The 26,476-nt window shown below is 74.4% G+C and carries 26 protein-coding genes and 1 tRNA gene; 10 read left to right on the top strand and 17 right to left on the bottom strand.

Annotated elements, in window-relative coordinates; translation table 11 throughout:
* Nucleotides 1-187: 187 nt before the first annotated feature.
* Both grpE and Athai_RS02175 read left to right on the top strand, forming a co-directional pair.
* Nucleotides 188-802: a nucleotide exchange factor GrpE gene (grpE, locus tag Athai_RS02180; RefSeq protein ID WP_203959909.1), complete on the top strand. Its 615-nt coding sequence runs from the start codon at nt 188-190 to the stop codon at nt 800-802.
* 45 nt (nt 803-847) lie between these two features.
* Nucleotides 848-2,446 carry an Hsp70 family protein gene (locus tag Athai_RS02175; protein ID WP_203959908.1) on the top strand — a complete coding sequence of 533 codons (1,599 nt, stop codon included), beginning with the start codon at nt 848-850 and terminating at the stop codon, nt 2,444-2,446.
* 75 nt (nt 2,447-2,521) lie between these two features.
* Here the strand turns inward: Athai_RS02175 and Athai_RS02170 are convergent, their stop codons facing one another.
* The 11 genes from Athai_RS02170 to Athai_RS02120 form a co-directional block, all read right to left on the bottom strand.
* On the bottom strand, nt 2,522-3,109 hold the full coding sequence (locus Athai_RS02170; protein ID WP_420829757.1) for a GTP-binding protein: 588 nt from the start codon (nt 3,107-3,109) through the stop codon (nt 2,522-2,524).
* An 11-nt stretch (nt 3,110-3,120) separates the two neighbouring features.
* Nucleotides 3,121-3,483: a DUF742 domain-containing protein gene (locus Athai_RS02165; RefSeq protein ID WP_275422357.1), complete on the bottom strand. Its 363-nt coding sequence runs from the start codon at nt 3,481-3,483 to the stop codon at nt 3,121-3,123.
* A 12-nt stretch (nt 3,484-3,495) separates the two neighbouring features.
* A complete protein-coding gene (locus tag Athai_RS02160; RefSeq protein WP_203959907.1) occupies nt 3,496-3,933 on the bottom strand; it encodes a roadblock/LC7 domain-containing protein in 438 nt (145 codons plus the stop codon).
* Nucleotides 3,933-6,962: a sensor histidine kinase gene (locus Athai_RS02155; RefSeq protein ID WP_203959906.1), complete on the bottom strand. Its 3,030-nt coding sequence runs from the start codon at nt 6,960-6,962 to the stop codon at nt 3,933-3,935. Before Athai_RS02155 ends, Athai_RS02160 begins: the two co-directional genes overlap by 1 nt.
* A 363-nt stretch (nt 6,963-7,325) precedes the next feature.
* Entirely contained in the window at nt 7,326-7,922 is a 597-nt protein-coding gene (locus tag Athai_RS02150; RefSeq protein ID WP_203959905.1) for an rRNA adenine N-6-methyltransferase family protein, read from the bottom strand.
* Between the two features lie 233 nt (nt 7,923-8,155).
* A tRNA-Ala gene (locus Athai_RS02145) sits at nt 8,156-8,229 on the bottom strand.
* A 55-nt stretch (nt 8,230-8,284) separates the two neighbouring features.
* Nucleotides 8,285-9,181, bottom strand: coding sequence for a hypothetical protein (locus Athai_RS02140; protein WP_203959904.1), 897 nt, complete (start codon nt 9,179-9,181; stop codon nt 8,285-8,287).
* Between the two features lie 161 nt (nt 9,182-9,342).
* Nucleotides 9,343-9,963: a GNAT family N-acetyltransferase gene (locus tag Athai_RS02135; RefSeq protein ID WP_203959903.1), complete on the bottom strand. Its 621-nt coding sequence runs from the start codon at nt 9,961-9,963 to the stop codon at nt 9,343-9,345.
* Nucleotides 9,960-11,195: a molybdopterin molybdotransferase MoeA gene (locus Athai_RS02130; protein ID WP_203959902.1), complete on the bottom strand. Its 1,236-nt coding sequence runs from the start codon at nt 11,193-11,195 to the stop codon at nt 9,960-9,962. Before Athai_RS02130 ends, Athai_RS02135 begins: the two co-directional genes overlap by 4 nt.
* Before the next feature lie 10 nt (nt 11,196-11,205).
* Nucleotides 11,206-12,186, bottom strand: a complete 981-nt coding sequence (locus tag Athai_RS02125) for a UTP--glucose-1-phosphate uridylyltransferase (protein ID WP_203959901.1) — start codon at nt 12,184-12,186, stop codon at nt 11,206-11,208.
* Nucleotides 12,187-12,195: 9 nt separating this feature from the next.
* The gene (locus Athai_RS02120; protein ID WP_203959900.1) at nt 12,196-14,583 is read right to left on the bottom strand and encodes a diguanylate cyclase; all 2,388 of its coding nucleotides are present in this window, start codon (nt 14,581-14,583) and stop codon (nt 12,196-12,198) included.
* Nucleotides 14,584-14,820: 237 nt separating this feature from the next.
* On the opposite strand from Athai_RS02120, the gene Athai_RS02115 reads away from it, so the two are divergent.
* The 4 genes from Athai_RS02115 (at nt 14,821) to mscL (ending at nt 17,333) form a co-directional block, all read left to right on the top strand.
* A complete protein-coding gene (locus Athai_RS02115) occupies nt 14,821-15,489 on the top strand; it encodes a 5-formyltetrahydrofolate cyclo-ligase (protein WP_203959899.1) in 669 nt (222 codons plus the stop codon).
* 39 nt (nt 15,490-15,528) lie between these two features.
* Complete coding sequence (locus Athai_RS02110; RefSeq protein ID WP_203959898.1) at nt 15,529-15,924, top strand: FmdB family zinc ribbon protein; 396 nt, start codon at nt 15,529-15,531, stop codon at nt 15,922-15,924.
* Nucleotides 15,925-16,420: 496 nt separating this feature from the next.
* A complete protein-coding gene (locus tag Athai_RS02105) occupies nt 16,421-16,852 on the top strand; it encodes an RcpC/CpaB family pilus assembly protein (protein WP_203959897.1) in 432 nt (143 codons plus the stop codon).
* A gap of 37 nt (nt 16,853-16,889) precedes the next feature.
* Nucleotides 16,890-17,333, top strand: coding sequence for a large conductance mechanosensitive channel protein MscL (gene mscL, locus Athai_RS02100; RefSeq protein ID WP_203959896.1), 444 nt, complete (start codon nt 16,890-16,892; stop codon nt 17,331-17,333).
* A 212-nt stretch (nt 17,334-17,545) separates the two neighbouring features.
* On the opposite strand, the gene Athai_RS02095 is transcribed toward mscL, so the two are convergent.
* Nucleotides 17,546-17,701, bottom strand: coding sequence for a hypothetical protein (locus Athai_RS02095; RefSeq protein ID WP_203959895.1), 156 nt, complete (start codon nt 17,699-17,701; stop codon nt 17,546-17,548).
* Between the two features lie 102 nt (nt 17,702-17,803).
* On the opposite strand from Athai_RS02095, the gene Athai_RS02090 reads away from it, so the two are divergent.
* Nucleotides 17,804-18,847 carry an MBL fold metallo-hydrolase gene (locus Athai_RS02090; protein ID WP_239156660.1) on the top strand — a complete coding sequence of 348 codons (1,044 nt, stop codon included), beginning with the start codon at nt 17,804-17,806 and terminating at the stop codon, nt 18,845-18,847.
* A 57-nt stretch (nt 18,848-18,904) separates the two neighbouring features.
* On the opposite strand, the gene Athai_RS02085 is transcribed toward Athai_RS02090, so the two are convergent.
* Complete coding sequence (locus Athai_RS02085) at nt 18,905-19,369, bottom strand: universal stress protein (protein WP_203959894.1); 465 nt, start codon at nt 19,367-19,369, stop codon at nt 18,905-18,907.
* Nucleotides 19,370-19,632: 263 nt separating this feature from the next.
* Between Athai_RS02085 and Athai_RS02080 the strand changes: the two genes are divergently transcribed.
* Complete coding sequence (locus Athai_RS02080) at nt 19,633-20,340, top strand: DsbA family oxidoreductase (protein ID WP_203959893.1); 708 nt, start codon at nt 19,633-19,635, stop codon at nt 20,338-20,340.
* A 64-nt stretch (nt 20,341-20,404) separates the two neighbouring features.
* Here Athai_RS02080 and Athai_RS02075 read toward each other — a convergent pair whose 3' ends face one another.
* The 3 genes from Athai_RS02075 to Athai_RS02065 all read right to left on the bottom strand — a co-directional run bounded on the left by Athai_RS02075 (nt 20,405) and on the right by Athai_RS02065 (nt 23,741).
* On the bottom strand, nt 20,405-22,198 hold the full coding sequence (locus tag Athai_RS02075; RefSeq protein WP_203959892.1) for a DUF6297 family protein: 1,794 nt from the start codon (nt 22,196-22,198) through the stop codon (nt 20,405-20,407).
* A complete protein-coding gene (locus Athai_RS02070; protein WP_203959891.1) occupies nt 22,185-22,874 on the bottom strand; it encodes an ABC transporter ATP-binding protein in 690 nt (229 codons plus the stop codon). The genes Athai_RS02075 and Athai_RS02070 overlap by 14 nt, the downstream gene beginning before the upstream one ends.
* Nucleotides 22,875-23,126: 252 nt before the next feature.
* Complete coding sequence (locus tag Athai_RS02065) at nt 23,127-23,741, bottom strand: GNAT family N-acetyltransferase (protein WP_203959890.1); 615 nt, start codon at nt 23,739-23,741, stop codon at nt 23,127-23,129.
* 107 nt (nt 23,742-23,848) lie between these two features.
* On the opposite strand from Athai_RS02065, the gene Athai_RS02060 reads away from it, so the two are divergent.
* Both Athai_RS02060 and Athai_RS02055 read left to right on the top strand, forming a co-directional pair.
* Entirely contained in the window at nt 23,849-24,388 is a 540-nt protein-coding gene (locus Athai_RS02060; protein ID WP_203959889.1) for a CGNR zinc finger domain-containing protein, read from the top strand.
* 252 nt (nt 24,389-24,640) lie between these two features.
* The gene (locus tag Athai_RS02055; RefSeq protein WP_203959888.1) at nt 24,641-25,660 is read left to right on the top strand and encodes an alkaline phosphatase family protein; all 1,020 of its coding nucleotides are present in this window, start codon (nt 24,641-24,643) and stop codon (nt 25,658-25,660) included.
* A 151-nt stretch (nt 25,661-25,811) separates the two neighbouring features.
* Here Athai_RS02055 and Athai_RS02050 read toward each other — a convergent pair whose 3' ends face one another.
* Nucleotides 25,812-26,399 (bottom strand): GNAT family N-acetyltransferase, encoded by a 588-nt coding sequence (locus tag Athai_RS02050; RefSeq protein ID WP_203959887.1) that lies wholly within the window; start codon nt 26,397-26,399, stop codon nt 25,812-25,814.
* Nucleotides 26,400-26,476: the final 77 nt, after the last annotated feature.

Below are 26,476 nucleotides of genomic sequence, written 5' to 3'. Positions count from 1 at the left end.
GGACATCGCAGGTGTCGGGTAGGTCCACGCACGGATAGATTCCTTCACGGGTCGGTGTGCCGCAGCGCCGGCGGACCGATCCGTGACCGACGCCGTCCCGCCCGAGCAGCCGCGGCCGGGACGGCAACGACAAGCGGGCGGCTCGGCCAGTGCTCCTGAGGGGCCGGGTCGTCGAAGGGAGTGAGCGGTGCCGGACGCCGACGAGACACCGAGCGCGCTCGGACCGCTGCGTGCCGAGCTCGTCGTCATCCGGGCGCAGCTGACCGCACTCAGCCACCTGCCCGACCGGCTGGCCGAGCTGCACAAGGCGGTGGCCCGCGAGCAGGAGCGCGCCGCCTTCCGCGAGGAGATCATCGACCGGCTGCACTCGGAGAACCAGCAGCTGCGACGCAGCGAGGTGGAGGCGACCCTGGAGCCGGTGCGCGCCGGCCTCTACCGGCTGTACGACTACGCCCGGCGCGAGTCGGACCGCTGGGCGCTCGCCGGCAAGGAGAACCCGGACCAGCACGACCCGCAGTCCGACGCCTCGCTGTACGCGATGTTCGCCGGGCAGGTGGGTGCGCTGTTCGCGGCGTTCGCCGAGGAGACCATCGAGGTGCTGGGCCGCACCGGGGTGGAGCCGTTCGACGTGGCCAAGGGCGAGCGGTACGACATGGCCCTGCACCGCCCGGTGGACACCGTGCCGGTCGACGATCCCGCCTGGGACGGCCTCGTGGTAGAGACGGTGTCGAGCGGTTTCGTGCGCGGTGAGCAGATCGCCCGCCGGGCCGACGTGGTGGTGGCACAACTGACCGGGCGCTGACGCGGGGATCAGTCGCCGAGCGAACCGGAAGAGAAAGCGATCAGCGTGGCTGTCTTCGGCATTGACCTGGGCACGACCTACTCGAGTGTCGCGTACCTCGACGCGACGGGTCGTCCGACCGTGATCCGCAGCCGGGAGGGTGACGACTCGACCCCGTCGGCGGTGTACTTCGCCACCGCCGACAGCGTCGTGGTCGGCACCAAAGCGAAGGACACCGCGGTGTTGGAGCCCGACCTGGTGGTCGACCTGATCAAGCGCGAGCTGGGGCGGCACCTGACGTTGCGGATGCACGGCGAGTCGTTCACCGCCGAGGAGGTGTCCGCGCTGATCCTGCGCCGGCTGGTGGCGGACGCGGCGGAGGCCACCGGCGAGGCGGTGACCGAGGCGGTCATCACCGTCCCCGCGTACTTCGGCCTCGCCGAACGGGCCGCGACCCGGCGGGCCGGTGAACTCGCCGGCCTGACCGTCATCGACGTGCTCTCCGAGCCGCTCGCCGCGGCCCTGTCGTACCGGGTCGGCGAGTCCGGCGAGGACAGCGCCATCCTGCTGTACGACCTGGGTGGCGGCACGTTCGACACCACCGTGGTGCGGGTGTCGGCGGCGGGCCTGACCGAGATCGCCACCGGCGGCGACACCGAGCTCGGTGGCGTCGACTTCGACGAACGGCTCGCCGAGTACGTGGTGGAGAAGTTCTGCGCCGAGCACCCCGACGTGTCGCACCCGTTCGACTCGCCGGCGACGGTGCAGGACATCCGGGCCCGGGTCGAGGAGGGCAAGCGGCGGCTGTCGGAGGAGGACGAGCACACCATCCGGATCATGCACGAGGGCCGGGTGACCCGGGTGTCGATCACCCGGGAGACGTTCCAGCAGCTCACCGCCGACCTGCTGGATCGCACCATCGAGGTGACCCGGGAGGTCGTGGCGGCCGCCGCGGAGCGCGGCGTGGACCGGATCGACGAGGTGCTGCTGGTCGGCGGCTCGTCCCGGATGCCGGCGGTGGCCGAGCGGATCGTCACCGAGCTGGGGCACCGGCCGCGGCTGCACGATCCGGACCTGGCCGTCGCGCGCGGCGCCGCCTGGTACGCGTTCGAGGAGACCTACCGGCGGCTGATCGCGGCCGGCGACGACACCGCCGCGTCCCGGATGGCGAGCCGTTCCGGGTTGTCCGCCGAGGCCGAGGAGCGGATCGCCAACCGGGTGATCCGCCGGGTCGCCGCCCGGGGGTACGCGTTGACCGCACGGCCCGGGGCCGCCCTCGCCGACGGCGCGCAACTGGTCGACGTGGTCGCCGCGCACGACGCGCTGCCGGCGACGGCGAGCAACGTGCTGGCCAGTACCGCGGCCGGGTCCGGGCAGCTCGACTTCACCCTGCTGGAGCAGACCGCGGCGGGCGTCCCGTCGCAGTCGCGGTACGCGCCGGACGGCTACCGGGTGATCGGGGCCGGCGCGGTCCGCATCCCCGGTGACGCCCCGGCCGGCCACACCGCCACGCTCACCGTGCGGCTGTCCGGCAGCGGCATCCCGACGCTGTCCGCGGTCGGCGCCGACGGAGCGCCCACCCAGGTCGCGATGAACCTGATCGGCCAGGGCACCGTGCCGACCGCGGCGACCCGGGACCGGATCGCCGCCATCAAGGTGAGCTGACCCGACCCGCCCTGTTGATCATAGGGTCATCCGGTGGGAAACCGCCCGCTCTCCGGACCAGATGACGCCTCACAGTCAGGCGAGGGCGCCGTTGTTCTCCAGCTCGCTGTAGCGCTGCAGCACGTACTCGACCAGGGTGATCAGCACGCCCTTGCTGGAGTCGCGGCGCCGCGCGTCGCACAGCAGTACCGGCACCTGCGGGTCGAGGTCGAGCGCGACCCGCACGTCCTCCGGCCGGTACCGCTTGGCGCCGTCGAAGCAGTTCACCGCGACGATGAACGGCGTACCGCGCTGCTCGAAGTAGTCGACGGACGGGAAGCAGTCGGCGAGGCGGCGGGTGTCGGCGAGCACCACGGCACCGACGGCGCCGAGCGACAGCTCGTCCCACATGAACCAGAACCGGTCCTGCCCCGGCGTACCGAACAGGTAGAGGACCAGTCCGTCGGTGAGGGTGATCCGGCCGAAGTCCATCGCCACCGTGGTGGTGGTCTTCTGCTCGACGCCGTCGAGGTCGTCGATGCCGACGCTCTCGGCGGTGATGACCTCCTCGGTGCGCAGCGGTTCGATCTCGGACACCGAGCCGACCATCGTCGTCTTGCCCGCACCGAAGCCGCCGGCGACCAGGATCTTGATCGCGTAGGGGATCTCGTCCACAGTAGACACTCCGTCGTCGTTCACAGCGCGCGCAGGCCGTTGATGGCGGCGCGCAGGACCCGCTTGGTGGGTGCCTTCGCCCCGGACATCGGCGATCGGACCTGCACGGCCCCCCGTACCCGCAGATCGTCGAGCAGGATCCGCACCACCCCGACCGGCAGGTCGGCGCGGGCGGAGATCTCGGCCACCGACACCGGCTGCCGAGCAAGGTTCAGGATGCTGCGATGCTCCGGCTCCAGGCCCTCGATGGACACCGGCCCGTCGACCGCGACGACCAGCGCGATCAGGTCGAAGTTGTCCGAGGAGGGCCGGGTCCGGCCGTGTGTCATCGCGTACGGGCGGACCAACGGTCCGGCGCCGTCCGGTGCCGCGTGCTGGCTCACGGTTCCCCCGACCTACCGGGAGACCGGCACGTCGGCGTCGTCGGCACGCGTCGCCCGGGCCGTGGTCGCGAGGTTGTTGCCGACCCGCTGTACCAGCAGGTTCATCTCGAACGCGACCAGCCCGATGTCGCTGTCCGCCTCGGCGAACACCGCCAGGCAGGCGCCCTGCCCGGCCGCCGTGACGAACAGGAACGCGGTGTCCATCTCGATCACCGTCTGCCGGATCTCGCCGGCACCGAAGTGCCGGCCGGCGCCGCGGGCCAGACTCTGGAACCCGGACGCGACCGCGGCCAGATGCTCCGCGTCGCCCCGGTTGAGCGCCTCGGACCGGCCGATCAGCAGGCCGTCGGCGGACAGCAGCACCGCGTGCCGGATCTCCGCCACCCGCTGTACCAGGTCTTCCAGCAGCCAGTCCGCATCGGTGTTCGATGCCTGCGCGTGCTGCGTCATCAGCCGTCCTCCCTACCACCGTCGGCCACCTGAGCGGTGTCCTGCCTGCCGCTGTCGGCCACCTGCGCGGTACCCGGCGCCGTCGGTGCCGGTGACCGGGCCGCGTCGGTGCGCCGGCCGCGGAGGGTGCCCTGCTGGTACGAACTCATCATCCGCCGGATCTCCTCCGGGCCGCGCCCCGCCCGCGGCCGGGCGTCCTCGACCACGGCTGGTACCGCCGATTCGACGCGGAGGCCGGGCGCCAGGTTCGCCTGCCGGACTCGCCGGGGCAGTCCCAGGTGGGTGTTCTCATCGTCCACATCGGACGGTACCGACCGGACTGGGGGCACCGTACCGCCGGTGGCCGCCGCGGCCGGCTCCTGGACCGTCGGCTCCGGGCTCCCGGTCACGGCCCCGAACGAGCCGGCGTCCGCGGACCGGTCCGGGTCACTCACCGCCGAGGACCGGTCCGGGTCGCTCACCGCCGACGGGCTCGGACCGCCGGTCGTGGACCGGGCCGGCTCCTCCACCGCCGTCAGGCTCGGACCGCCAGCCGTGAAGGCGGCCGGCTCCTCGACCGGCGTCAGGCTCGGACCGCCGGCCGCGGACCGGGCGGCCGGGGCCCGATCCTCGACCGAGGCCGGGTCGTCGATCTGGGCCGGGTCGATCTGGGCCGGGTCGTCGACCTGGGCCGGGTCGATCTGGACCGGGTCGTCGACCGGGGCCGGCACGTCGCCGCTCGACGCCGCCGGTTCGGCCATCCCCCCTGGCTCGGGGCCGGTCGACGCCGGTTCGGGGTCGAGCCGCTCCGGGTCGGGGTCGAGCCGCTCCGGTTCGGGGTCGAGCCGCTCCGGGTCGGGGTCGAGCCGCGCTGGGCCGTCCGGTACGGGACGCGCGTCGGTACCGGCCGGGGCGGTGCCCGGCTCGGCCGGAACCGGCGCCGACCGATGGCCGGCCGGAGCCGGCCGCGGCCCCGGTACCGACGGGTCGGGCTCGGCATGCGCGCCGAGCGTGGCCAGCCGCGGCAACCCGGACGGCGCAGCGCGCCCGGTCCGGTCGGCGCGGTGCCGGGTGCCGGCGGCGACCAGGACCGGCGGCGTCGGCCGCGCCGGCGCCGGGCGATCCCGCGGCTCGTCCGGCGGCTCCTCCTCGACGCGCTCCACCAGTTCACCGGGCAGCAGCACGATCGCGGTCGTGCCGCCGTACGGCGAGGGGCGCAGCTGCACCTTGATCTCGTGCCGGGCCGCGATCCGGGCCACCACGAACATGCCGAGCCGGGCGTCGTCGTTGAGCGCCAGCACGTCGAACGACGGCGGGTGCGTCAGCCACTCGTTGATCGACTCGATGTCCGCGGCGGACATGCCCAGGCCGCGGTCCTCGATCTCGATCGCGAACCCCTTCGGGACCGGCTGGCCGGTCACGTTGACCCGGGTGTGCGGCGGCGAGAACGCGGTGGCGTTGTCGATCAGCTCGGCGACCAGGTGCACCACGTCGGAGATGACCGAACCGGCCAGCAGCGTGCTGGGGAACGGCAGGACGTGCACCCGCTCGTACTGCTCGACCTCGGAGGCGGCGCTGCGCAGCACGTCGAGCAGCGGCTTCGGCTCGGACCACACCCGGCCCGGCACGCCACCGCCGAGGATGACGAGGTTCTCCGCGTTGCGGCGCATCCGGGTGGCGAGGTGGTCGACCTTGAACAGGTCGTCCAGCGCCTCCGGTTCGGCGGCCTTGCGTTCCATCACGTCCAGCTGGCCGAGCTGGCGGTGCAGCAGGGTCTGGCTGCGCCGGGCGATGTTGAGGAACATCGTCGCGGCGCCGGTACGCAGCTCGGCCTGGCCGGACGCCGCCTGCACCGCGGTGCGGCCGACCTCGTTGAACGCGTCCGCGACCTGGCCGATCTCGTCGGATCCGGTGGGCAGCCTGGGCACCTCGGCGGCCACGTCGACGCTCTGCCCGTCGGACAGCCGCTGCACCACCGCCGGCAGCCGTACCCAGGCGAGGTCGCGGGCCGAGTCGCGCAGCGCGCGCAGCTGCCGGATCAACGACCGGGTCAGTCGCCGCGCCACCAGGACCGAGATGACGATCGCGATCAACCCGAGCAGCCCGGCCAACCCGAGTCGCAGGAAGATCACGTACGACGGGGCCTTCGCGTGCTCGCCGAGCAGGTCGTACAGGTGCTGCTCGAACCGGTACTGCGCGGCCAGGCCGCTCGCGTTGGCCTGCTGCCACTGCACCGCGTTGACCGGGACGGCGCTGGTCGGCCCGCCCTTGTCGACCGCGGTGCGCTCCATCGCGGCCAGCTCGGTGAACGGCGCCTTCGCCATCAGCGCGTCGTACTGGTGCAGGTCGGCGGCGGGCAGCGCGGCCGCGGCCACCTCGTACTGGTCTCGTTCGACGCCGACGGCCTGCACGTACAGCCGGAACGTCTCGGGGCTGAAGTGGCCCTTGGCGAGCGCGAAGGCCAGCACCGCGTCGGTACGGGAGCGCATCTCGCGGGCCCGCGACAGCATCGCCACCGCCCGCCCCTCGGCACCCGTCTCGTCGTCCGGGAAGGTGGTGATCTGCTCGTACAGCGGGTCGACGCCGTCGAGCAGCCCGGCGGTACCGGTCATCAACTCGGTCGGCGAGAGCGACCGGTGGTCGACCTTGCTGCGCAGGTCGGTCAGCCCGGACAGGTCGGACAGCTCGGCCTGGGCGAGCGTGAGCATCCGGTCGGTGGCGACGCTACGAACCGAGTCGGACGACAGTCCCGACCGGAACGCGGCGATCCTGCGGTCGGCGGTGCGCCGGGCGGCGGCCAACTGCCGCTGGTGGGTCGAGTCCGGGCTGGCCAGGTAGACCATCCCGGCGCGGCGCTCGCCCTGGACCGCGATCACCACGTTGTCGACGGGCACGGACAGCTCGTTCAGCAGCCGACTCTGGTTGTACAGCCGGACCCCGTCACCGAGGGTCAGGTAGTTGGCGAAGCCCCAGAACAGAACCAGGCACACGATGGGCACCGCCACCAGCGCCACGAGTCGGGACCGAATCGACCAGGTGCGAACGCTCATCGACGGGGGGCCTCATCACTGTCTGCAATCTCGGTGCCGACCTGTCCGTGGACCACGCGCACCGCTGTCGACCTGCCGGACATTGCGGTCCGCACCGGCCCTGACGGGCCGGCGCCGTTGCGGTCGCCATCCGGCGGGCAAACACGCACATCGGAGACCATAACAGCCCAGCACGCCGCAGCGGCGGCACGACCCCTGGCCGGCTACCCCGATCGTCACGCCGATCCGGCCGCCCCGATCGCACACCGTGTCCGGGTGCCCACCAGTCGCCTCGATCGGTACTTCCTGGTCACCGTCCGTGGCCGCCGGTTGCGGAACGCGTCGCCGTACCGCGGGGCGCTCGGACCGGAAGCGCAGCCGCGCTCACCGGCGCGGCACCCGCGCCTCCCGATCCGAACGAAGAGAACCGATCGGTTCGATCCGGAAGATCCGCGAGACTTCCGGCTGCGGCGGCAGGAAGTCGTCCCCGGTGACGCTGCACACCTCGACGAGTTCGAAGGATCCACGGAGCCGCCCGAGATCGGTGCGCTCCCCGACCGCAAGGACGGCGACGCGGAACGACAGCTCCGGCAGCGCATCGACCAGCCGATCCGTCACCCAGTGCGGCAAATTGCCGATCAGGACGTCGCACGGCAGTTCCCGGACGAGCATCAGCGCGTCGCCCCGAACGACCGTCGCTCGCGGTACCCGGCGGCGCAGCAGGCGCGTCAACCTGCTGTCGAGTTCGACAACCGTCAGGGACGCCGAGGGCGGCAGCATCCTCGCGACCGTGCCCGCTCCCGCACCCAGTTCCAGGACATGGTCGGCCGGGGTGATGCCAGCCGCCGAAACCAGCCGCGCGAGCTTGCTGCTCGACACCAGGAAGTGCTGATCGAGGCTCGGGTCGGCAAGGGCGGCAAGCTCGCTGTCCATCGGCATCCCGCGATCATGCCTCCCCGCCCCGCACGCCAGCGAGGCCACCACACCGCAGCGCCGCACCGGCACAACACCGGCTCACCGCACCGCAGCGCCGCCCACCCGACAAGAGATCACCGCACCTCAGCGGCCCCACCCGACAAGAGATCACCGCACCTCAGCGGAGGGGGTGCCGGGGGCGAAGCCCCGCCGGCGCGGGGCCTGGGGGCCGCGCCCCCAGAAAGCACAAAGGCCGGAGGGTCCGCGCTGATCGCGGACACACTCCGGCCACCGGCCGGTGGAGCTGAGGGGACTCGAACCCCTGACCCCCTCGTTGCGAACGAGGTGCGCTACCAGACTGCGCCACAGCCCCAGCGCGCAACAGCCTAGCAGGTGGCTTTTCCGGGTCGCCAACCGATACCGGCGGGTCAGAACCCGACGGCACGCGCCTGGTACGGGCGGCCGCGCAGGAAGGTCGCGCCGTAGGTGCCGTCCGCCAGCTCCGCCTCGGCGGCCCGGGCCGCCGCCAGCGCCTCGGCCCGCTCCTGCGCCTCCGCGGCCCGGCGGGCGGCGGCCAGGGCCGCGGCCCGGCGGCGCCGGATCGCGCGCGCCCGCTCGGCCCGTTCCGCCCCGGCCCGCTCCTCGGTCAGCCGGCGCAGGTGCTCGCGGCGGCGGCGCGCCTCGTCGAGCGCCCGGTTGCGCAGATGCACCACGTACGCCCCGAGCAGCAGCACGGTGCCGCCCGCGGCGACGAACGACGCCGGTACCAGCAGGCCGACGGCGAGCTCGACCACCAGCACCGCCAGCAGGAACATCAGGATGCGCCGACGGTGGTACCGCCACCAGCGACGGCGCTGGTCGGGGTCGAGTTCGGCGGCCGGCCGGCTCAGGATCGGCCGGGCCCGCAACAGCTGGGCGAACGGGCTGCGGCGCAGCCGGCGCCAGGCCCGCCGGCGCCGCCGGATCCCGACCGAGCGGCGGTACTGTCGCCGGTCCGGACGCGCGACGGCCGAGCGACGCGATCCCGGCGTCGCCGGCTGCGCGGTGCGCGCCCGGGGCAGCCGCGCCGAGGTGCGGGCGATGGCGGTCCGGGGCTCCGCGGCGCCGCCGGCGGCCGGCACGACGTCGGGGGCACGGCGTGGCGGGTTGACCGGGTGGCGTCCCGGCACGGTGCAGCGCCGGCGCCGCCGGGTCACCACCCGCGCCGTGGACCACTCCCGCTCCGCGACCTGCCGCTCCGTGGTGTCGTACCGGCGGACCAAGGCCGGTGCGAGAGCGAGCAGGCCCGCCGCCGCCAGCACGGCGAGGAGCACCGATGTCGGCACCCCGTCACGACCCCCCTCGGTTCGTGATCACAAGCCGTTATCTGAGGCTACGGGGCACTCGCCACATTTCCGCGACGCCACACCGAACGCCTTACCTGTAGGTAACGTTCACCGGACCGGGGGGTGAGGTCCGCTGGCACGCGTGGTCGGGGGCCGACCGGTCAGGCGGAGTCCCTGCCGCGGTGCCAGCGGCGGAGCAGCCCGCCGTCGGTGGCGACGTCCTCGGTGGTGATGGCGTAGCCGAGGTGGTCGCGCCAGCCGCCGGCGATGTAGAGGTACCGGTGGTGGTACGCCTCCTCGCGGAACCCGAGCTTCTCCACCACCCGGCGGCTCGGCTTGTTCTCGGGGCGGATGTTGACCTCGACCCGGTGCAGCCCGCCCTGGTTGAACGCGTGGTCGACGGCGAGCGCGAGCGCGATCGGCGTGATGCCGCGCCCCGCGTACCGGTGGTCGACCCAGTAGCCGGCGTAGCCGGAGCAGAACGCCCGCCGCACGATGTTGCCGATGGTCAGCTGGCCGACGAACCGGTCCTGGTAGCACACCGCGTACGGCATGGTGCTGCCGTCGGCCGCCGACTTGCGCAGGTCCCGGTGCACGAACCGGAACGCCCGGACGGTGTGCACGTCCTGCCAGCGGCCCGGCGGGTCGGGCTCCCAGGGCGCGAGCCACTGCTCGTTGGCCAACCGGACCTCGACCCAGGCCGCCGCGTCGGATCGCTGGTACGGCCGGAGCGTCACGTCGCCGTCGCGCAGCACGGCGGGCCAGCCTGGGTGTGCGTTCATCTCCGCCGATCGATCAGCAGTACGTCCACTGTGGAGCCGGCCGCCGCGGTCGAGACGCGCTCACCCAACACGAGCAGTCCGTTCGCATCGGCCAGGCCGGACAGAGTGTACGGCCCACCCGCCAGCGGCTGCACCGTGTAGCCGCCACCGCGCCGCTCCGACACCAGCGCCGGGCGGAACTCGCGCAACCCCGCCGGCGACGACAGCGTCTCCAGCAGGTGCGCCTTGATCGACGGCCGGAACACCGGCTCGGCACCGGCCAGCCGCTGGATCACCGGGCGGACCAGCACCTCGAACCCGATCAGCGCGGTACCCGGGTCGCCGGGCAGGCAGACGATCGGCACCTCCTCCACGCCGACGGTGCCGAACCCGAGCGAGGAACACGGGTACACGGACAGGTCGGTGAACCCGACGGTGCCGTCCCGGCCGAAGATGCGCCGGACCATGTCGCCGGGGCCGTGCCCGGTGCCGCCGGTCATCACGATCAGGTCGCTGCGCAGCGTCTGGTCCTCCAGCACCGCGCGCAGCCCCTCGGGGTCGTCGTCGCAGATCCCGATCCGGTACGCGAGCGCGCCGGCCTCGACCGCCGCCGCGGTCAAGGCGTGCGAGTTGACGTCGACCACCTGGCCGGGTGCGGACATCCGACCGGTCTCCACCAGCTCGTCGCCGGTGGACACGACCACCACCCGGGGGCACGGCCGGACCACCACGTGCGCCACCCCGGCAGCCGCGAGCAGCGCCACCATCGGCGCGGTGACCTGGGTACCGGCCTGCGCCACGACGGCGCCGACGGCCAACTCCTCGCCGGCCCGGCGGACCCCGTGGCCCCGCTTCGGCGTCGCGTAGATCTCCACCGACGCCATGCCCTCGTCGGTCCAGGACGTCGGTACCACCGCGTCGGCGGCGGCCGGCATCGGCGCGCCGGCCGCGACCGACAGGCAGGAACCGGAGCTGACCCGTACCGGCCGCCAGGAGGCGGCGCCGACGTCGCCCACCACGTTGAGCCGGACCGGCCGGTCCTCGCGGGCGCCGACCACGTCGTCCAGCCGCACCGCGTACCCGTCGATCGCCGCGTGGTCGAACGCCGGCAGCGGACCCGGCGCGACGACGTCCTCGGCGAACACGTTCCCGTACGCCTGGGTGAGTTCCAGGTCGAGCGGGGGCAGCGGGCGGATCGCGGCGAGCACCTGCTGGAGGAAGTCCGCGAGCGGGGTCAGCGTGGCGGTCACCATGGCGCCTCCGTCACCGACCGTTCTTCGGCGGCTGTTCGGTGAACCCGTCCGCGACGTAGCGGGTGAGCCACTCCCGGAAGTCCGGACCGATGTCGTCGCGCGCGGTCGCCAGCTGCACGACCGCCTTGAGATAGCCGGTGGGGTCGCCGGTGTCGTACCGTCGGCCGCGGAACACCACCCCGTGCACCGGCGTGCCCGCGCGCAGCAGCCGCACCATCGCGTCGGTCAGCTGGATCTCGCCGCGGCGGTCCGGCTCGGTGTCCCGGATCGCGTCGAAGATCGACGCCGGCAGCACGTACCTCCCGACCAGGATGAGGTTGCTCGGCGCGTCCTCCCGCGCCGGCTTCTCCACCAGCCCGGTGACCTGCACGATCTCGGCCGCACCGACGCTCTCGGCGGCCGGCTCGACCGACGCGACGCCATACTTGTGCACCTCCGACCAGGGCACCTCCAGCAGCGCGAGCACGATGCCGCCGGTCCGGGCCTGCAGGTCGAGCATGGTGGGCAGCAGCGGGTCGCGCTCGTCGATCAGGTCGTCCCCGAGCAGCACCGCGAACGGTGACCGACCGACGTGGTCCTCGGCGCACGAGACGGCGTGCCCGAGGCCGAGCGGCTCCGGCTGCCGGGACGAGTGCAGCGCGGCCAGCTCGCCGGGCCGGCGCACCGCCTCCAGCCGCTCGGTGTCGCCCTTGGCCTCCAGCGCCGCCTCCAGGTCGAGCCGCCGGTCGAAGTGGTCGACCATCGAGCTCTTGCCCCGGCCGGTGATCAGCAGGACGTCGCCGATGCCGGCCGCGGCGGCCTCCTCCACGATGTACTGCAGGGCCGGTTTGTCGACGACCGGGAACAGTTCCTTGGGCACCGCCTTGCTGGCCGGCAGGAATCGGGTGGCCAGCCCGGCCGCCGGGATGACCGCCTTGGTGGCGCGCTGCGTCGGCGTCGCGTCCGCGGACGGCGCGGCTGTCGGGTCGGACGTGGTCGAGTGGTCGGGCATGGGGCGAGACTATCCGCCTCGCGTCTGCCTCGGCGTTCGTGGCCGATGCGACGCGCCGCCCGGCCTGTCCGCGGCACCGTCGCCGGCACCCGTACCGGTGCTGGTGGTGGCACCGTCCGTGTCGGCGCAGGGCGCGGCGGCGTCACCGGGTGGCGCGTCGGCGGGTGCCCCAGCGGCGTCCGGGCACGGCAGGTCGTCCGGCGCCGCAACGCCGTCCGAGACCGCAGGTCCGCCCGGGCGTGGCGCGCGGTCCGGAGTGTCGTCCGAGACCGGGGCACCGCCCGGGCGTGGCGCGCGGTCCGGGGCCCGGGCGTCGTCCGGGGTGTCGTGGGCCGGGGTGACGGAGCCTGGCTGGCTGCCGCGGCGCCGGGTACGGCCGGCGGCGAGCCGCCAGGTGTCCCGGCCGGCCGCCTTCGCCGCGTAGAGCGCGTCGTCGGCCGCGTCGAGCACCTCCTGGCCGGTACCGCCGTGATCGGGGTAGACGGCGATGCCGACCGAGACGGTCACCTGGATCTCCCACGGCTCCCGGCCGTCCGGCGCGGCGATCGGCACCCGCAGGTCACGGACCGCGGCGCAGATCCGTTCGGCCAGCGCGACGGCGCCGGCCCGGTCGGTCTCCGGCAGCAGCACGACGAACTCCTCGCCGCCCTGCCGGCAGGCCAGGTCGATCTCGCGGATCTCGGCCCGGATCCGCTGCGCGAACGCGACCAGTACCGCGTCGCCGGCCGAGTGCCCGTAGGTGTCGTTGACCTCCTTGAACCGGTCCAGGTCCATCGCGAGTACCGACAGCCGGCGCTCGAACCGGGTGGCCCGCTCCACCTCGTTGGCCAGCGCGACCCGCAGGTACCGGTAGTTCCACAGCTCGGTGAGCGGGTCGGTCAGCGACAGCCGCTCGGTCTCCTGGTGCAGCAGCACGTTGTCCACCGCGACCGCCGCCTGGCCGGCGAAGGTACGCAGGGTGCCCAGGTCGGCGTCGTCGAAGTCGTCCTGGCCGAGCCGGTCGTACAGGGCGAGCACGCCGCGCAGCTGCCCGTGCTCCCCGTCGCCGCTGTCCGCGGTACCGGTCGGGTTCGGCCGGGCGGACCCCGAGAACGGGACCGCGATGTAGGTCCGGCAGCGCGGTTCGGTCGGCGCCAGCACGATGCCGTCCGCCCGGCCGCGGCGCGGCTCGCCGCCCTGGGCGACGCCGCCGAGCAGCCCCTCACCGAGCGCCACGTGGATCGACGACAGCGACCTGATCCGCCCGTCGAAGCCGTCCGCACACCGCGCGACCAGCTGGTTCGGGTGCGCCCCGTCCGGCCCGTCGACCAGCAGCACGACGCCGGACTGGGCGCCGGTGGCCGCCATCGCGGTCTCCAGGATCACCGACAGGATGCCGTCCAGGTCGTGCGTGTTGGACAGCGTGTCGCCGAGCATGCCGAGGTTGCCGCGCAGCTGGTCCCGGCTGGCGGTCAGCGCCTGCACGTACGCCTGCATCTCCCGGGTCATCCGGTTGAACGTGCTGGCCAGCTGGCCGACCTCGTCCCGGCTGCGCACCGGTACCCGGGCCGCGAGGTCACCGCCGGCGACCCGGTCGGCGGCGCCGGCGAGTTCGGCCAGCGGCCGGGTGGTGGAGTTGGCCAGCCACCAGGCCGCGCTCACCGCGACCAGGCCGGCGAGGACGACGACACCGATCAGCACCGCGTACAGGGTCTGCGAGTCGGAGCGGCTGGTGGACAGCGCGAGCCGCAGCGGTTGCTCCGAGCGGGCCGGCGCCAGCCGCACGAACACCCCGTCGCGGGTGGGTTTGACCTGGTCGCCGTGCAGCCCGCGGGCGGTGCTCGCGATGGCGTCGGCCCGCACCGCGGTCTCGGTGGACAGCGGGTCGCCGGCGGACAGCAACGTCACGTCCACCCCGGTCGAGGCGCCGAGGTGGGCGACGAACGCCCGGTCCACCGGTACCGCGGCGACGACCTGGCCGATCGACCGGCCGCGCTGGTCGGTCAACCGGACCCGGGCGGTCAGCGAGTGCGGGCGCTCGCCACCGGCGGGGAACGCACCGGCGCAGTCGGCGGACGGCCCGAGCAGTTGTCCGGCGGTGGACCGGACCATGCCGTGCTGGTCGGTGATCTGGACCGCGCTGGCGAGCCGGGTGGCCACGCCGTCCCGGGCGGCGCTCGCCTGGTCGGCGGCGGTACCCCCGCCGTACAGTCGGGCGGCGATCTGCGCCGCGGACCGCAACTCGTGGCAGGCCGCGTCGACGGTGGTCCGCACGGTCGTGGTGGCGACCTGCAGCCGCTCGACCGCGCGGCGGTTGCTGACCTCGGACACGGTGATGCCGACGAACACCGCACCGATCAGCACCGGCCCGAGTACGACGGCGAGGAACGCCGCGGTGAGCCGCGCGCGCAGGGTCACCCCGTCCTCCGATCCTCGGCCGCCCGGTGGCACCGGCGCGGCACGATTGCCCAAGAGGCCCTGCCTCGGGACCTCTGACAGGTCAGCTCGCGATGAGCGGTCGGCACCCGACGTCATTGTGGACTGCCCGCAGCCGGCCGCCGATCGGTGATCCGGGCACCGTCCGGCGACTCGCAGTGCGATGCTGTCACAGCACGCGCAGGCACCCCTACCCCGGCAAGGTTGGATCCAGCGAAGATGCACGCAGTTTCGGATAAGTCGGGCATTCGTGAGGGGTTGCTCGCGGCGCGCCGGGGCATGTCCCCCGGACACCGAGCCGCGGCCGACGCCGCGATCCGGGCTGCCGCTGTCGCGCTGCTGCGCGCCGGGCGCCCGGTGGGTCGACCCGCGGTGCCCGATGCCCGACGTACCGTGACCGGCTACGTGCCGACCGATCTGGAGCCGGGCGGCCCGGAGCTACCGGAGTCGCTGCGCCGCTGGGGCGATCGGGTACTGCTGCCGGTGCTGCGCTCCGACCTCGACCTGGACTGGTCGGAGTACACCGGCCCGGACTGCCTGCAGCCGGCCCGCTGGCGGCTGTGCGAACCGTCCGGGCCCCGGCTCGGTCCGGGCGCGGCGGCTCGCGCGGCGGTACTGTTCGTCCCCGCGCTCGCGGTGGACCGGCACGGCAACCGGCTCGGCCGGGGCGGCGGCTCGTACGACCGGGCGCTGTCCCGAGTGCCCCGGCGCGCCCTGGTCGTGGCGCTGCTCTACGACGGGGAACTCGTCGACGAGTTGCCCACCGAGCCGCACGACCGGCCGGTCAACGCGGTGCTCACGCCCGGTGGCGGGCTCGCCAGGATCACCGGATCGGGCGTGTCTACCCCGCCACCCCGGGTGGACGCCGGGCCCCGTCATGGCGGATGATTAGCACTCAGAAATAGAGAGTGCCAGCGGAGGCAAAGGGTGCCCACCTACCAGTACGTCTGCACCGAGTGCGGTCACACGCTTGAAGCGGTCCAGTCCTTCAGCGACGGCCCGCTCACCGAGTGCCCCGACTGCGGCGGTCGACTGCGCAAGGTCTTCTCGGCGGTCGGCGTCGTGTTCAAGGGCTCCGGCTTCTACCGGACCGACTCCCGATCCTCGTCGACTGCGTCGTCGGCCGCGGCCACCTCGTCCAGTTCCTCGGACGGCAAGGGCGCCGGGGACGGCAAGGGCAAGAGCGGGGATTCGGCGAAGAGCGGCAGCGACTCCGGTTCGTCCGCGTCGAGCGCCTCCTCGTCCGGCTCGTCGAGTTCGGCGGGCGGCAAGTCCGGCAGTTCGGGCAGCGGCGGTTCCGGCAAGGTCGCTGCCAGCGCCTGACTCCGGCCCGGCGCCGACGGCGGCGCCAACCGCTCCCAAGGTTCGTCCACCAGGGCGTCGCGCTGTGCGCGGCGCCCTTCCGCGTATCCGCGCGCCGGCTGGATGGGCGCCGACCGGGGTGGGCGCCGACCGGGGTGGGCGCCGGCGCGGTGACGGTCGGCCCCCACCGGTGGACACCCGTAGCACGGACCGCAGCCGGTCCTTACTGATATCCACAGCGTTGTCCACAGGCCAGCGTGGGCGGTGGATACCCGACCTAGCGTTCGCGGCGAACCCCCGAGGCCGGTTCGGGGCGACGCCGGACGCGTGCCGGCAGCAGCGCACCCGAGCCGACCCCTCAGTCGCGGACACCGTCGTGTCCCCAGCCCGAGGAGCTGCTGTGTTCCCAGGACGTGAGCGCGCTTCCCGGCCGCGCCGGTGCAAGACCGAGCGGCTCGATCCGATCCGCTGGTCGGCCCGCCGCCGCTCCCGGCTGCTGCGCGCGGGCGCGGTCACGGTGCTGTTGCTGCTGGCCGCCGGCGTGCTGGCCACGGGCAGCGGCGCCGCCGCGGACGACGGCCGGTGCCCCGCCCGGCCCACCCCGGCCCCGAGCCACCGGCCCGCGCCGGGAAGCAGCGTCCCGGCCGGCTCGGTCGGCGTCGCCGTGCCGATCGGCGGCGCCGGCGTCGGTGGTCTGGTGCACCCCGGCGATCGGGTCGACCTCACCGTTACCGTCACGACTGACCCGGACAGTGCCGATACCGACACCCAGCGCGATCCGGCCGAGCTTCTGGTCCGCGATGCGCTCGTCCTCCGGGGGACGACCGGCCATTCTGCGGACATGACGGGAGGATCCGTGGTCTATTTGGCGATGACCGAACAACAGGCGCGTCGGGTGGCGGGAGTGGCGCCGTCGGCCCGGATCGGACTCACCCTCCGACCCGGCTGACCGGAGCCGCCGCCCCCGGCACCGCACCGGCTACAGCATGAGGAGAACGAGAGCGGTGCTCAAGGGTTTCCGGGACTTCGTCCTGCGCGGCAACGTGGTCGATCTGGCCGTCGGCATCATCATCGGTGCGGCGTTCACGGCCGTGGTGAATTCGCTGGTCAGTGATCTGCTCACGCCGTTGATCGCGGCGATCTTCGGCAAGCAGGACTTCAGCAAGCTCTACTTCACCTGGAACGGCAGCCAGTTCAAGTACGGCAACTTCGTGAACGCGGTGCTCTCCTTCCTGATCGTCGCCGCGGTGGTCTACTTCCTGGTCGTCATCCCGGTCGACAGGCTGCTGCAACGGTTCCTGCCGAGCAAGGTGGACGCACCGAAGCGGGACTGCCCGCAGTGCCTGTCCACCATTCCCGCCGCCGCGACCCGGTGCGCGTTCTGCGCCTCCGAGGTGCCGCCGGTCCTGGAGAACCCGATCACGCACTGATCGGCGCGGCCCGGCGCGGGGCTGGACTCAGCCAGGCTGTCGACGGTCCCCGGCGAGATCGGATCGCCCAGGCAGCGGGCGAGATCGGGTCGCCAGTGCGTGCTGCGAGATCGGGCCGCCGGGGCGCGGTCCGAGATCGGACGGCCGGGGCGCGGTCCGAGATCGGGCCGCTCGGCGGCGGGCGAGATCGGTGCGCCCGACCGGGCGCACCGTCAGTCCCAGTGCGGCGGGCGTTCGGCCAGCAGCCGGTCGTCGTTGCTGTCCGGGCGTTCGCCCCAGCCGGCGTCGGTGTCGTCGCGCGTCTGGTCGGGCAGGATGTCCAGGTCCTCGTCGAGGGCGACCTCGCGGTCGTCGCCATTGTCCGCCACTGCCCGACTCCTGTCCGCGTGCGCCGGCCACCGCCGGCGGGAAAGCCACCGGTAGCCAGCGTATCCGGCCCGGCCGGCCCGATCCGCCGACAGACTGGGAGGGTGATCGACAGGACACGCACCGCGCGCCGCTCGGATCGCCCCGAAGGCCCCGCGGCGGCAGCCATCGCCGCGAGGTCGACCGACGTACCGGTCGGCGGCCCGCCGCGACGCTGGCCGCAGTCGTTCGCCGACCGACTGGCTGCCCCGCTGCCCGGGCTGCCGCAACTCGCCCGGCTGGTACGGGCGAGCCGGCCGCTCGCGTCGGTCGGTGACGTGGACCGGATCCCGATCCGGCGCGACGGCCTGCCGGCGTTGCGGGCCGACACCACCGCGGTGACCTGGGTCGGCCACGCCACGTACGTGCTGGACATCGGCGGGCTGCGGGTGCTCACCGACCCGGTGTGGTCGCGCCGGATCCCCGGGGTGCGACCCCGGTTCGTCCCGCCCGGGGTGGCGCTGACCGAGGTCACGCCGGTCGACGCGGTGGTGATCAGCCACAACCACTACGACCACCTGGACGCACCGACGATCCGCCGGCTGCCCCGCGATACCGCGGTGTTCGTTCCCGCCGGGCTGGGCGAGTGGTTCCGCCGGCGCGGCTTCCGCCGGGTCACCGAACTCGACTGGTGGGAGTCCGCGCGGCTGCACGACGTGCGGTTCGACCTCGTCCCGGCGCAGCACTGGAGCCGGCGCGGCCCGGCCGACACCTGTCGCAGCCTGTGGGGCGGCTGGCTGCTCGGCGCCGCGGACCACGGTCCGCGGATCTACTTCGCCGGCGACACCGGCTACGGCGACTTCTTCACCGCGATCGCGCAGCGCTACCCGCGGATCGACCTGGCACTCCTGCCGATCGGGGCGTACCACCCTCGCTGGTTCATGCGCGCCGTGCACCTGGACCCCGCCGAGGCGGTCCGGGCGTTCGGGGATCTGGCCGCCGACCGGATGGCGACGATGCACTGGGGCACCTTCGCGATGACCAAGGAGCCGGTGCTGGAGCCGCTGGAGTTGGTGCGCGCGGCCTGGTCGGCGACGGGACTGCCGCGCGACCGGCTGTGGGACCTGGCGATCGGGGAGACCCGCCGACTCGCCCCGCGCACCACCTGACCTCGACCGTCAGGCAGGGCCGGACGGTGACCGCCACCCGGCGGGGCCGTCGCCGGCTCAGTTGACGGCGTCGACGCGGTCGCGGTGGAACGGGACGGCGACCACCGGGCACCGCGCGTGGCCCAGGCAGTAACGGCTGACCGACCCGTACACCAGCCGGTGCAGCGGGTGTCGGCCGTGGCTGCCGACGACCAGCAGCAGCGCACCGCACGCGGCCTCGGTGAGCACCGGGCCGGCCGGGCCGAGCCGAACCTGCACCTCGACCTCGGCCTCCGGGTACTCCGGCAGCGCGGCGAGTGCCGTGTCGCGCCATTCCTGGGCGGAGCGCTGCACCTCCTCGGCGTGCGCGAACGTGTCCGGCGGCAGCATCGTCGCGTCACCCACGACCGGCTCGCTGTAGGCGTGTACCGCGAGGACACGGGCGCGGTGTGCCCACGCCTCCGGGACCGCCCAGCGCAGCGCGGCGATCGACGACTCCTCGCCGTCGATGCCGACCACGACGAACGGTGGGATCCGCTCCATCGGGCACCTCCGATCCGGGTACCGGTGCACGCCTGCCGCCTCGATTGTGCCTCAAATAGTGCTCCAGGTCACACCGCCTCGATCACGGATGGGGCGCGATCGGCACCGCGGGACCCGCTCGAACGCGCCGGCACGCCGGGTGGGGGCGGTCCCGGTCCGCGGTCTGGGTCATGCTGTGCTGTGACCAGTACGGTTCCGGCCGGCGTACCGCGACGGCCCGGGCCCGTCCACCGGACCAGGCAGCCCCATGCCCAGGAGGACAGGTGCCGCGACCGAAGGAACCCGAGTTCAGTCCCGAACCCGGGGTGTTGACCGTCTACTCGGACATCGGGTGCCCGTGGGCCGGGCTGGCGCTGCACGGGCTGCGCCGCGCCCGGCACCGCCTGGGCCTCAAGCGGGTCCGGATCGACCTGCGCGCCTACCCGCTGGAGTTGCTGCGCGGCACGCCGACCCCGAAACGCCGGCTGGACGCCGAGGTACCGGTGATCGGCGGGCTGGACGAGACGCTCGCCTGGCAGCAGTGGCAGGGCCGGGCGGACGAGTGGCCGGTGTCCACGCTGCTGCCGATGGAGGCGGTGCAGGCGGCGAAGCGGCCGGACGTGGGCGGCCTCGCGGCGAGCGACGAGCTGGACGCCGCGCTGCGGTACGCGATGTTCGGGCAGAGCCGGTGCATCTCGCTGTTGCCGGAGATCCTCGCGGTGGCGGCGGAGTGCGAGCGGGTCAACGCGGAGGCGTTGAAGAAGGCGCTCGCGCTGGGCGCCGGCCGGGCCGAGGTGATGACGCAGTGGCGCAACGCGAAGGACCGCGCGGTGCACGGCAGCCCGCACGTGTTCCTGCCGGACGGCTCGGAATGGCACAACCCGGGCGTCGAGGTTCGCTGGACCGGCCCGGAGCCGGAGACCGGCTTCCCGGTGATCCTCTCGTACGACCCGACCGTGTACGACGAGATCGTCACCACCGCGACCCGCTGAGCACCGCGGCGCCGCCGCGCCGACCGGCACCGTCGGCGCGGGACCGGTCGGCGACGGCGGCGCGCTACGGGTGGCTGTCGGCGGCGCGGGCCTTGGCCCGGCGCACCGACCACCACAGCAGGATCGCGGCCACCAGCAGACCCCACAGCACGTACTCGATCGCCGACGAGCCGGTCGGGCGGCCGAGGATGAGGTGCATCGGCGGCAGCAACAGCACGATCGCGACGAGCGGACCCGCCGCGTACCAGCCGACGACGGTGACCATGCCGATGTTGCCCACCGGGGTGTCCGCGCCGGTCATCGCCGCCGCCGGCACCGGACCGCGGTACGCGGAGACCAGCGCCGCGGCGACCAGCGCCGGTACCGACACGACCGGTACCAGCAGGGCGACCACCGAGCCGGTGAGCACCACCGCGACCACGGCGCCGATCTCGGCGAGCACGCCGGCGACGACCAGCGGTACCACCGCGTGCCGGGTGGCCAGGTGGTCGAACGAGTACGGCAGGCCGCCGGCGCGGCGCGGGTCGTCCGCGTCGAGCCGGGCCGGTTCGGTCAGCTGCGCGGCGGCCAGGTAGCCGGCGACCAGCCCGGCGGCCAGCAGAGCCAGCGACAGGTAGAGGTTGCCGGCGCCGAGCGAGAGCGCCATCAGCAGGAAGCCGACGGCGGTCAGCAGGATCGCCCAGGCCAGCCGGGACGGCGCCCGGACCAGCGCGGTCGCGTCCCGCCAGGCGATGATCAGCTCGGCCCGGTGCGGCCGGGGCAGCCGCAACGCGCGCATCGGCCGACCGCGCGCCTCGCGTACCTCCAGGGCGGCGGCACGGGGGTTCATCGTGGTCAGGCCGACGGTGAAGCCGGCGACCGAGCGGGCCCGGCGGCGGATCGTGCGGGCCGGCATGCCGGCCGCGATCAGCATCGCGCACACCGTCGCCAGCAGCGCCAACGCGACCAGCAGCAGCAGCGCGACCGGCCAGCCCGGCGCGTCCAGGGTGCCCGGATGCGCCGGCGTGGTCACCGCGCCGATCGCCGCACCCGCGGTCCGGGAGCCGGTACCGGTGGGCTGCGGGCCGGCGGTCACGGCGAGCAGTGGCTGGATGGCCCAGCCCCACGGGCCGGACCAGGTCTCGGCCCGCACCAGGGAGGTGGCGGTGTGGCCGTACCAGCCGAGCGCGCTCTGCACCGCCAGCGCGAGCGCGGCCACGACCGCGATCGGGGAGAGGATCCGGGTGATCCGGTCGGCGGTGCGGTACCGCTCGATCAGCGCGCCGAGCCCCACGGACAGCAGCCCGACCGCGGCGAACGAGCCGGCGCCGGCGCCGAGCAGCGGCCAGAAGCTGCCGCTGGCGAGACCGCCGGTGACCAGCGTGATCGCGATCGCGGCACCGAACACGGCACCGAGCACCACGCCGAGGATCAGCTGCATCCGCAGCCGGGGCCGCAGCAGCCGGCCGCGGTCGATCGGCATCGGCAGCAGCCAGCTCGCCGCCGGTACCGGCAGCGTGACGGGGCCACGCCACAGCGCGTCCCGGGCGACCGCGAGCATGCCCAGCAGTACCAGGGCGACCAGGGCCGGCGGCGCGGCGGCGGCGAGTTGTGCGGCGTCGGTGGTGTGCTGCTCCCCGCTGGACAGCCGGCGCAGCCACGGCAGCAGCGCACCGCCGTACACGAGCAGGCCGATGACCACGGCGTACGCGGCGAAGGCGGCGTTGCCGGCAGCCTCCCGCCGGTGTTCGGCGCGCAGCCGGCGCAGCGCCGCGAGGGTGCCGCGGGTGCGCGCCCGGACGGTACCGGCGGGCAGGTCGTCGACCGGCTCGGGCCGCGGCGTGACCAGCTCCGGGATCTCGGGCTCAGGCGATGTCACCGGAAAGCACCTTGTCCGGTTTGCCGTCCGCGACGACCTCGCCCTCGCGCAACACGATCACCCGGTCGGCGACCGCGGCGGCGAGGTCGGTGTGGTGGGTGGCGATCAGCAGCGCCGTGCCCGCCTGCTTCTCGGCGGCGAGCACGCCGGCCAGCCAGTCCCGGGCGGCCGGGTCGAGTCGCTGCTCCGGCTCGTCGAGGACGAGCAGCCGGCGCGGCCGGACCAGGACCGAGGCGAGCAGCAGCGCCTGGGTCTGGCCGGACGACAGCGAGCCGGGCAGCGCGTCGGCGTGTTCGTCCAGCCGGCAGTCGACGAGCGCGCCGGCGACCAGCTCGTCGGCCTCGTCACCAGCGCCGTGCGCGACCGCGACGAGGTGCAGGTGCTCGGCGACGGTCAGGTCGGGGTAGTAGCCGACCTGGTCGCCGACCACCCCGATCTGGGTGCGGACCCGGACGTCCTCCTCGGTCAGCGCCGAGCCGCCGAGCCGGACGGTACCGGCGGTCGGGGTGTCCCGGCCGCACGCGATGCGCAGCAGCGTGCTCTTGCCGGAGCCGTTGGCACCGAGCAGGACGACGCAGCGGCGTGCGTGCAGCTTCAGGTCGATGGGGGCGAGTGCCTCGCGCTCGCCGTACGTGCGGCTGACGCCGGACAGCTCCAGCAGGGCAGGTGTGGCCACGAGTGCCGATACTACGGAGCCCGGCCGCCCCCGAGCGCCCCGGCCGCGACGACTGTGCCATTTCCCGGTACCGGCGGGCCCGCCCGGCGCGGCGCTCCGGTGGCGGGCACCCAGGTGGCTGGCGAAGCCGTAGCGGGCTGGCGTGGGGGACCCGGGCGGCGCCCGGCTCGCTGGCGGAGCCGTAACGGGCGCCCGGGTGGCGCCGGGAACCCGGGCGGGCGCTCAGGTGGCGCGGGGAACCCGGGCGGGCGCTCAGGTAGCGCGGGGAACCCGGGCGGGCGCCCGGGTGGCGCCGGGAACCCTGGTGGGCGCCCGGGTGGCGCGGCGCATCACCACCCGGGTCGGGAGCGGGCGGGCGAGGACGGTGAAACCGTGCCGCGCGAACAGGCTTTCGGTACCGAGGTAGGCGTCGGCCGGGCGCAGCCGGTCGGCGGCGGCCCGCGGGATGCCCTCCACCGGCCGGTCGCCGGCCCGCGCGAGCACCTCGGCCAGCAGCGCGTCGACGACACCGTCGCCGCGGGCGTCGGCGGCGACGAAGAAGCACGGGACGAGCAGGGCGCCGACGTCCGGCACGCCGCGCAGCACCGGGGACCGGGCGAGCCGCCGGTACCGGCTGCGCGGGCCGGTGGCGCACCAGCCGACCGGCCGGTCGTCCCGGTAGGCGAGCAGGCCCAGCGGTTCGGTCTCGGCCTCGACCTGCGCGGCGAGCCGGGCCCGGTTCGCCGCGCCCCAGCCGGCGCTGAACTCGCTGCCGGGCAGCACGAAGAACTGGCACCAGCAGCCGGCGCACTCCCGGTCCGGCGCGAACAGCGTGACCAGGTCCGGCAGCGTCGCCGCGCTCAGCGCGCGGAACCGCACGTCGCCCATGATCACTCCTCAAACACCATCGAATCGAAGACAGTGGTGTCGCGGGGACACTAGCCGCTCGGCAGTGACCGGTCAAGCTCGTACAGTGGTGTCGGAGGTGGTAGGCGATGGCCGACGTGCCGGCACCGCTGACGCTCGTCGAGTCGTTCCTGAACTCGATCGACGTGGAGAGCGGCCTGGACGACCTGCGCGACCTGGCCACGTTCCGCCGCTGGCTGGCCGACCACGACCGGCCGGCGCCGGCCGACGAGGCCGACCTCGACCTCGCCCGCCGGCTGCGCGCCGAGCTGCGCGCCGAGACCGCCACCCACCACGACCCGCCGGAGCAGGCCGGGCACCGGAGCCGGGACGCACTCGACGCCCTCTCGGTACGGATCCCGCTGGCGGTGCGGTTCGCCCCGGACGGCGCCGCGGTGCCGGCCCCCGCCGGTACCGGCGTGACCGCCGTGCTGGGTGAGGTGCTCGCCGCGGTGGCGCTCGCCGCCCACGACGGCAGCTGGCGGCGGATGAAGATCTGCCCGGCGGACGACTGCCGCTGGGTCTACTACGACGCCTCCCGCAACTCGTCCCGCCGCTGGTGCTCGATGCGGGTCTGCGGCAACCGCAACAAGACCCGCACCTACCGGCAGCGCACCGCGCCCGCCTGACCGGCGCCGCCGCCGTCGTCCGGACCCTGCGGCCGGAACCGCGATGGGGCCCCCGCGAACCGGCCGGGACACTACGATCGGGCGCCGTGCGGGACGCGGCGCGCCAGGCGGCGCTGGATGTGGTCGTGGTGTTCGACGGGCTCTCCCCCGCGGTGATCACCCCGGACCGGTGCCCCTGGCTGCACTCGGTGCGCCGGCGCAGCAGCCGGTTCACCGCCGCGCGGGCGCAGCTGCCGTCCGTCACCCGTCGTGGTGAACACCGGCAGCGCCGGCGTGTCGCTGCTGCTGGACCCCACCGCGCACCAGGACGGGCCGGGCATCCGGGTCGACACCCGGGACACCGAGCCGCGCGCCGAACCGGCCTGGGCGGCGGCCGAGCTGCACGCCCGGCTCGGCGCGCCGTCCGACGACCGCGCGGGGCAGTTCCGCTACGCGGTGGACGCGCTGGCACACCTGGTGGACACGCACCGGCCGGACGTCGCGGTGCTCTGGCTCACCGAACCGGACGCGAGCCAGCACCGGTACGGGCCCGGTTCGGCGCAGTCGCTGGCCGCGCTGGCCGCCGCGGACACCGCCCTCGGCTGGCTGGTCGACGCGCTGGAGGCGCTCGGCCACGCCGACGACACGAACCTGTGGATCGCCTCCGACCACGGCAGCTCACCGATGACCGGCCGGATCAACCTGGCCGCGGAGCTCGCCGCCGCGGGTTTCGACCGCGGCATCTACTGCTGCGACGACGGTACGTCCGCGATCTGGCTCGACGATCCGGCCGACCCGGTGGCGGAGCGACTGGTGGGCTGGCTGCGGCGGCAACCGTGGACCGGGGTGCTGTTCGGCGCCGGCGGGCTGCCGGACACCGTCCCGCTGTCACTGATCGGCGCGGCCGGCCCGCGCTCGCCGCAGCTGATCGTCGGCTATGCGCCCGGCTGGTACGCGGCGCAGGCCGGCCCGACCACCGATGCGCCGGACTTCCACGGCTGCCACGGCAGTGGCTACCGGCGGGACGTGCACGCCGTGCTCCAGGTCACCGGTCCGGACTATCGCAGCGACGTCGACCTGCCCGCGCCGGCTGGGCTGGTCGACGTGCTGCCCACCATCGCGGCCACGTTGGGCATCGAGGCGGACTTCGACGGCCGGGTACTGACCGAGGCCCGTCCGGGCGGTCCGGCGCCGGCGGCGACCACCGCGCGGCTCTCGTTGCCCGGCGCCCGCGCCACCGTCAGCCGGGTCGCCGGAGTGTCCTATGTGGACGAAATAGTGCCGGCCCGCTGAACCGGCAGCCGCCGCGGAGTCCGGCACGATGGCCGGCCGCCGCCGCGGCGTTCGGCACCATGGCCGGCGCCCGCGCCGGTCGCCCGCGGCACCGTGACCGGCGTCCGCGCCGGTCGCCCGCGGCACCGTGCCGGCGGCACGGCAGCCGGCGTCAGCGGTAGCGGCGCTGGTCGAGCAGGTCCGGGATGCGGCTGTCGGCCAGCCGGGCGGCGGGCAGCCGCCAGACGGAGGTCGGCCGGCCGTCGTCGTCCACGATGTCGTCGGACCGCTCGAAGCCGAGCGCCCGCGGCACCGCCGCGCTGGCCAGGTTCGCCGGGTCGTGGTGGATCTCGATCAGGTCGATGCCGGGAACGGCGAGGCCGGCCGCGGCCAGTGCGGCGGCGGCGCGCCGGGCGACGCCGCGGCCGGTGTGCCGGGAGTCGACCCAGTACCCGATCTCCAGCGCGCCCGGCCCGACCCGGGCCATCAGGCTGGTGGCGCCGATCACGTCCCGGCTGCCCCGCACGATCGCGTAGTTGAACGCCCGGCCCTCGTCCCACTGCCGCCGGCCGTCGTCGAGGAAGGCCCGCGCCTCGGTGTTCCCGTACCCCTCGACCGCCCACGGCATCCAGGGCGACAGCTCCGGCAGGGACGCCTGGACGGCCCGCACCATCGGGCGCACGTCGGCGGACCGCCAGCGCCGCAGCAGCAGGCCCGGCGCGGTCAGGGTCTCGGAGGGCGGGACGAGCCGTACAGCCATGGCGTCATCCTGGCAGACCCCGCCAACCGGCCGCGCCCGGCGTCAGCCCCGGGGCCGGCCGAGTGCACCGACGTAGG

The sequence above is a fragment of the Actinocatenispora thailandica genome (genome assembly GCF_016865425.1).
GTDB classification, from domain to species: Bacteria; Actinomycetota; Actinomycetes; order Mycobacteriales; family Micromonosporaceae; genus Actinocatenispora; species Actinocatenispora thailandica.
Note: the sequence above shows the minus strand (reverse complement) of the source record. Positions and strands in the feature narration are given on the sequence as shown.

Bases quoted from the DNA above. Each gene is read 5' to 3' on its own strand.
- Athai_RS02160 (WP_203959907.1), bottom strand. From the start codon at position 3,933: ATGACGCAGCACGCGCAGGCATCGAACACCGATGCGGACTGGCTGCTG.
- Athai_RS02155 (WP_203959906.1), bottom strand. From the start codon at position 6,962: ATGAGCGTTCGCACCTGGTCGATTCGGTCCCGACTCGTGGCGCTGGTG.
- Athai_RS02135 (WP_203959903.1), bottom strand. From the start codon at position 9,963: ATGAACGCACACCCAGGCTGGCCCGCCGTGCTGCGCGACGGCGACGTG.
- Athai_RS02130 (WP_203959902.1), bottom strand. From the start codon at position 11,195: ATGGTGACCGCCACGCTGACCCCGCTCGCGGACTTCCTCCAGCAGGTG.
- Athai_RS02125 (WP_203959901.1), bottom strand. From the start codon at position 12,186: ATGCCCGACCACTCGACCACGTCCGACCCGACAGCCGCGCCGTCCGCG.
- Athai_RS02115 (WP_203959899.1), top strand. From the start codon at position 14,821: ATGCACGCAGTTTCGGATAAGTCGGGCATTCGTGAGGGGTTGCTCGCG.
- mscL (WP_203959896.1), top strand. From the start codon at position 16,890: ATGAGGAGAACGAGAGCGGTGCTCAAGGGTTTCCGGGACTTCGTCCTG.
- Athai_RS02085 (WP_203959894.1), bottom strand. From the start codon at position 19,369: ATGGAGCGGATCCCACCGTTCGTCGTGGTCGGCATCGACGGCGAGGAG.
- Athai_RS02065 (WP_203959890.1), bottom strand. From the start codon at position 23,741: ATGGGCGACGTGCGGTTCCGCGCGCTGAGCGCGGCGACGCTGCCGGAC.
- Athai_RS02060 (WP_203959889.1), top strand. From the start codon at position 23,849: ATGGCCGACGTGCCGGCACCGCTGACGCTCGTCGAGTCGTTCCTGAAC.
- Athai_RS02050 (WP_203959887.1), bottom strand. From the start codon at position 26,399: ATGGCTGTACGGCTCGTCCCGCCCTCCGAGACCCTGACCGCGCCGGGC.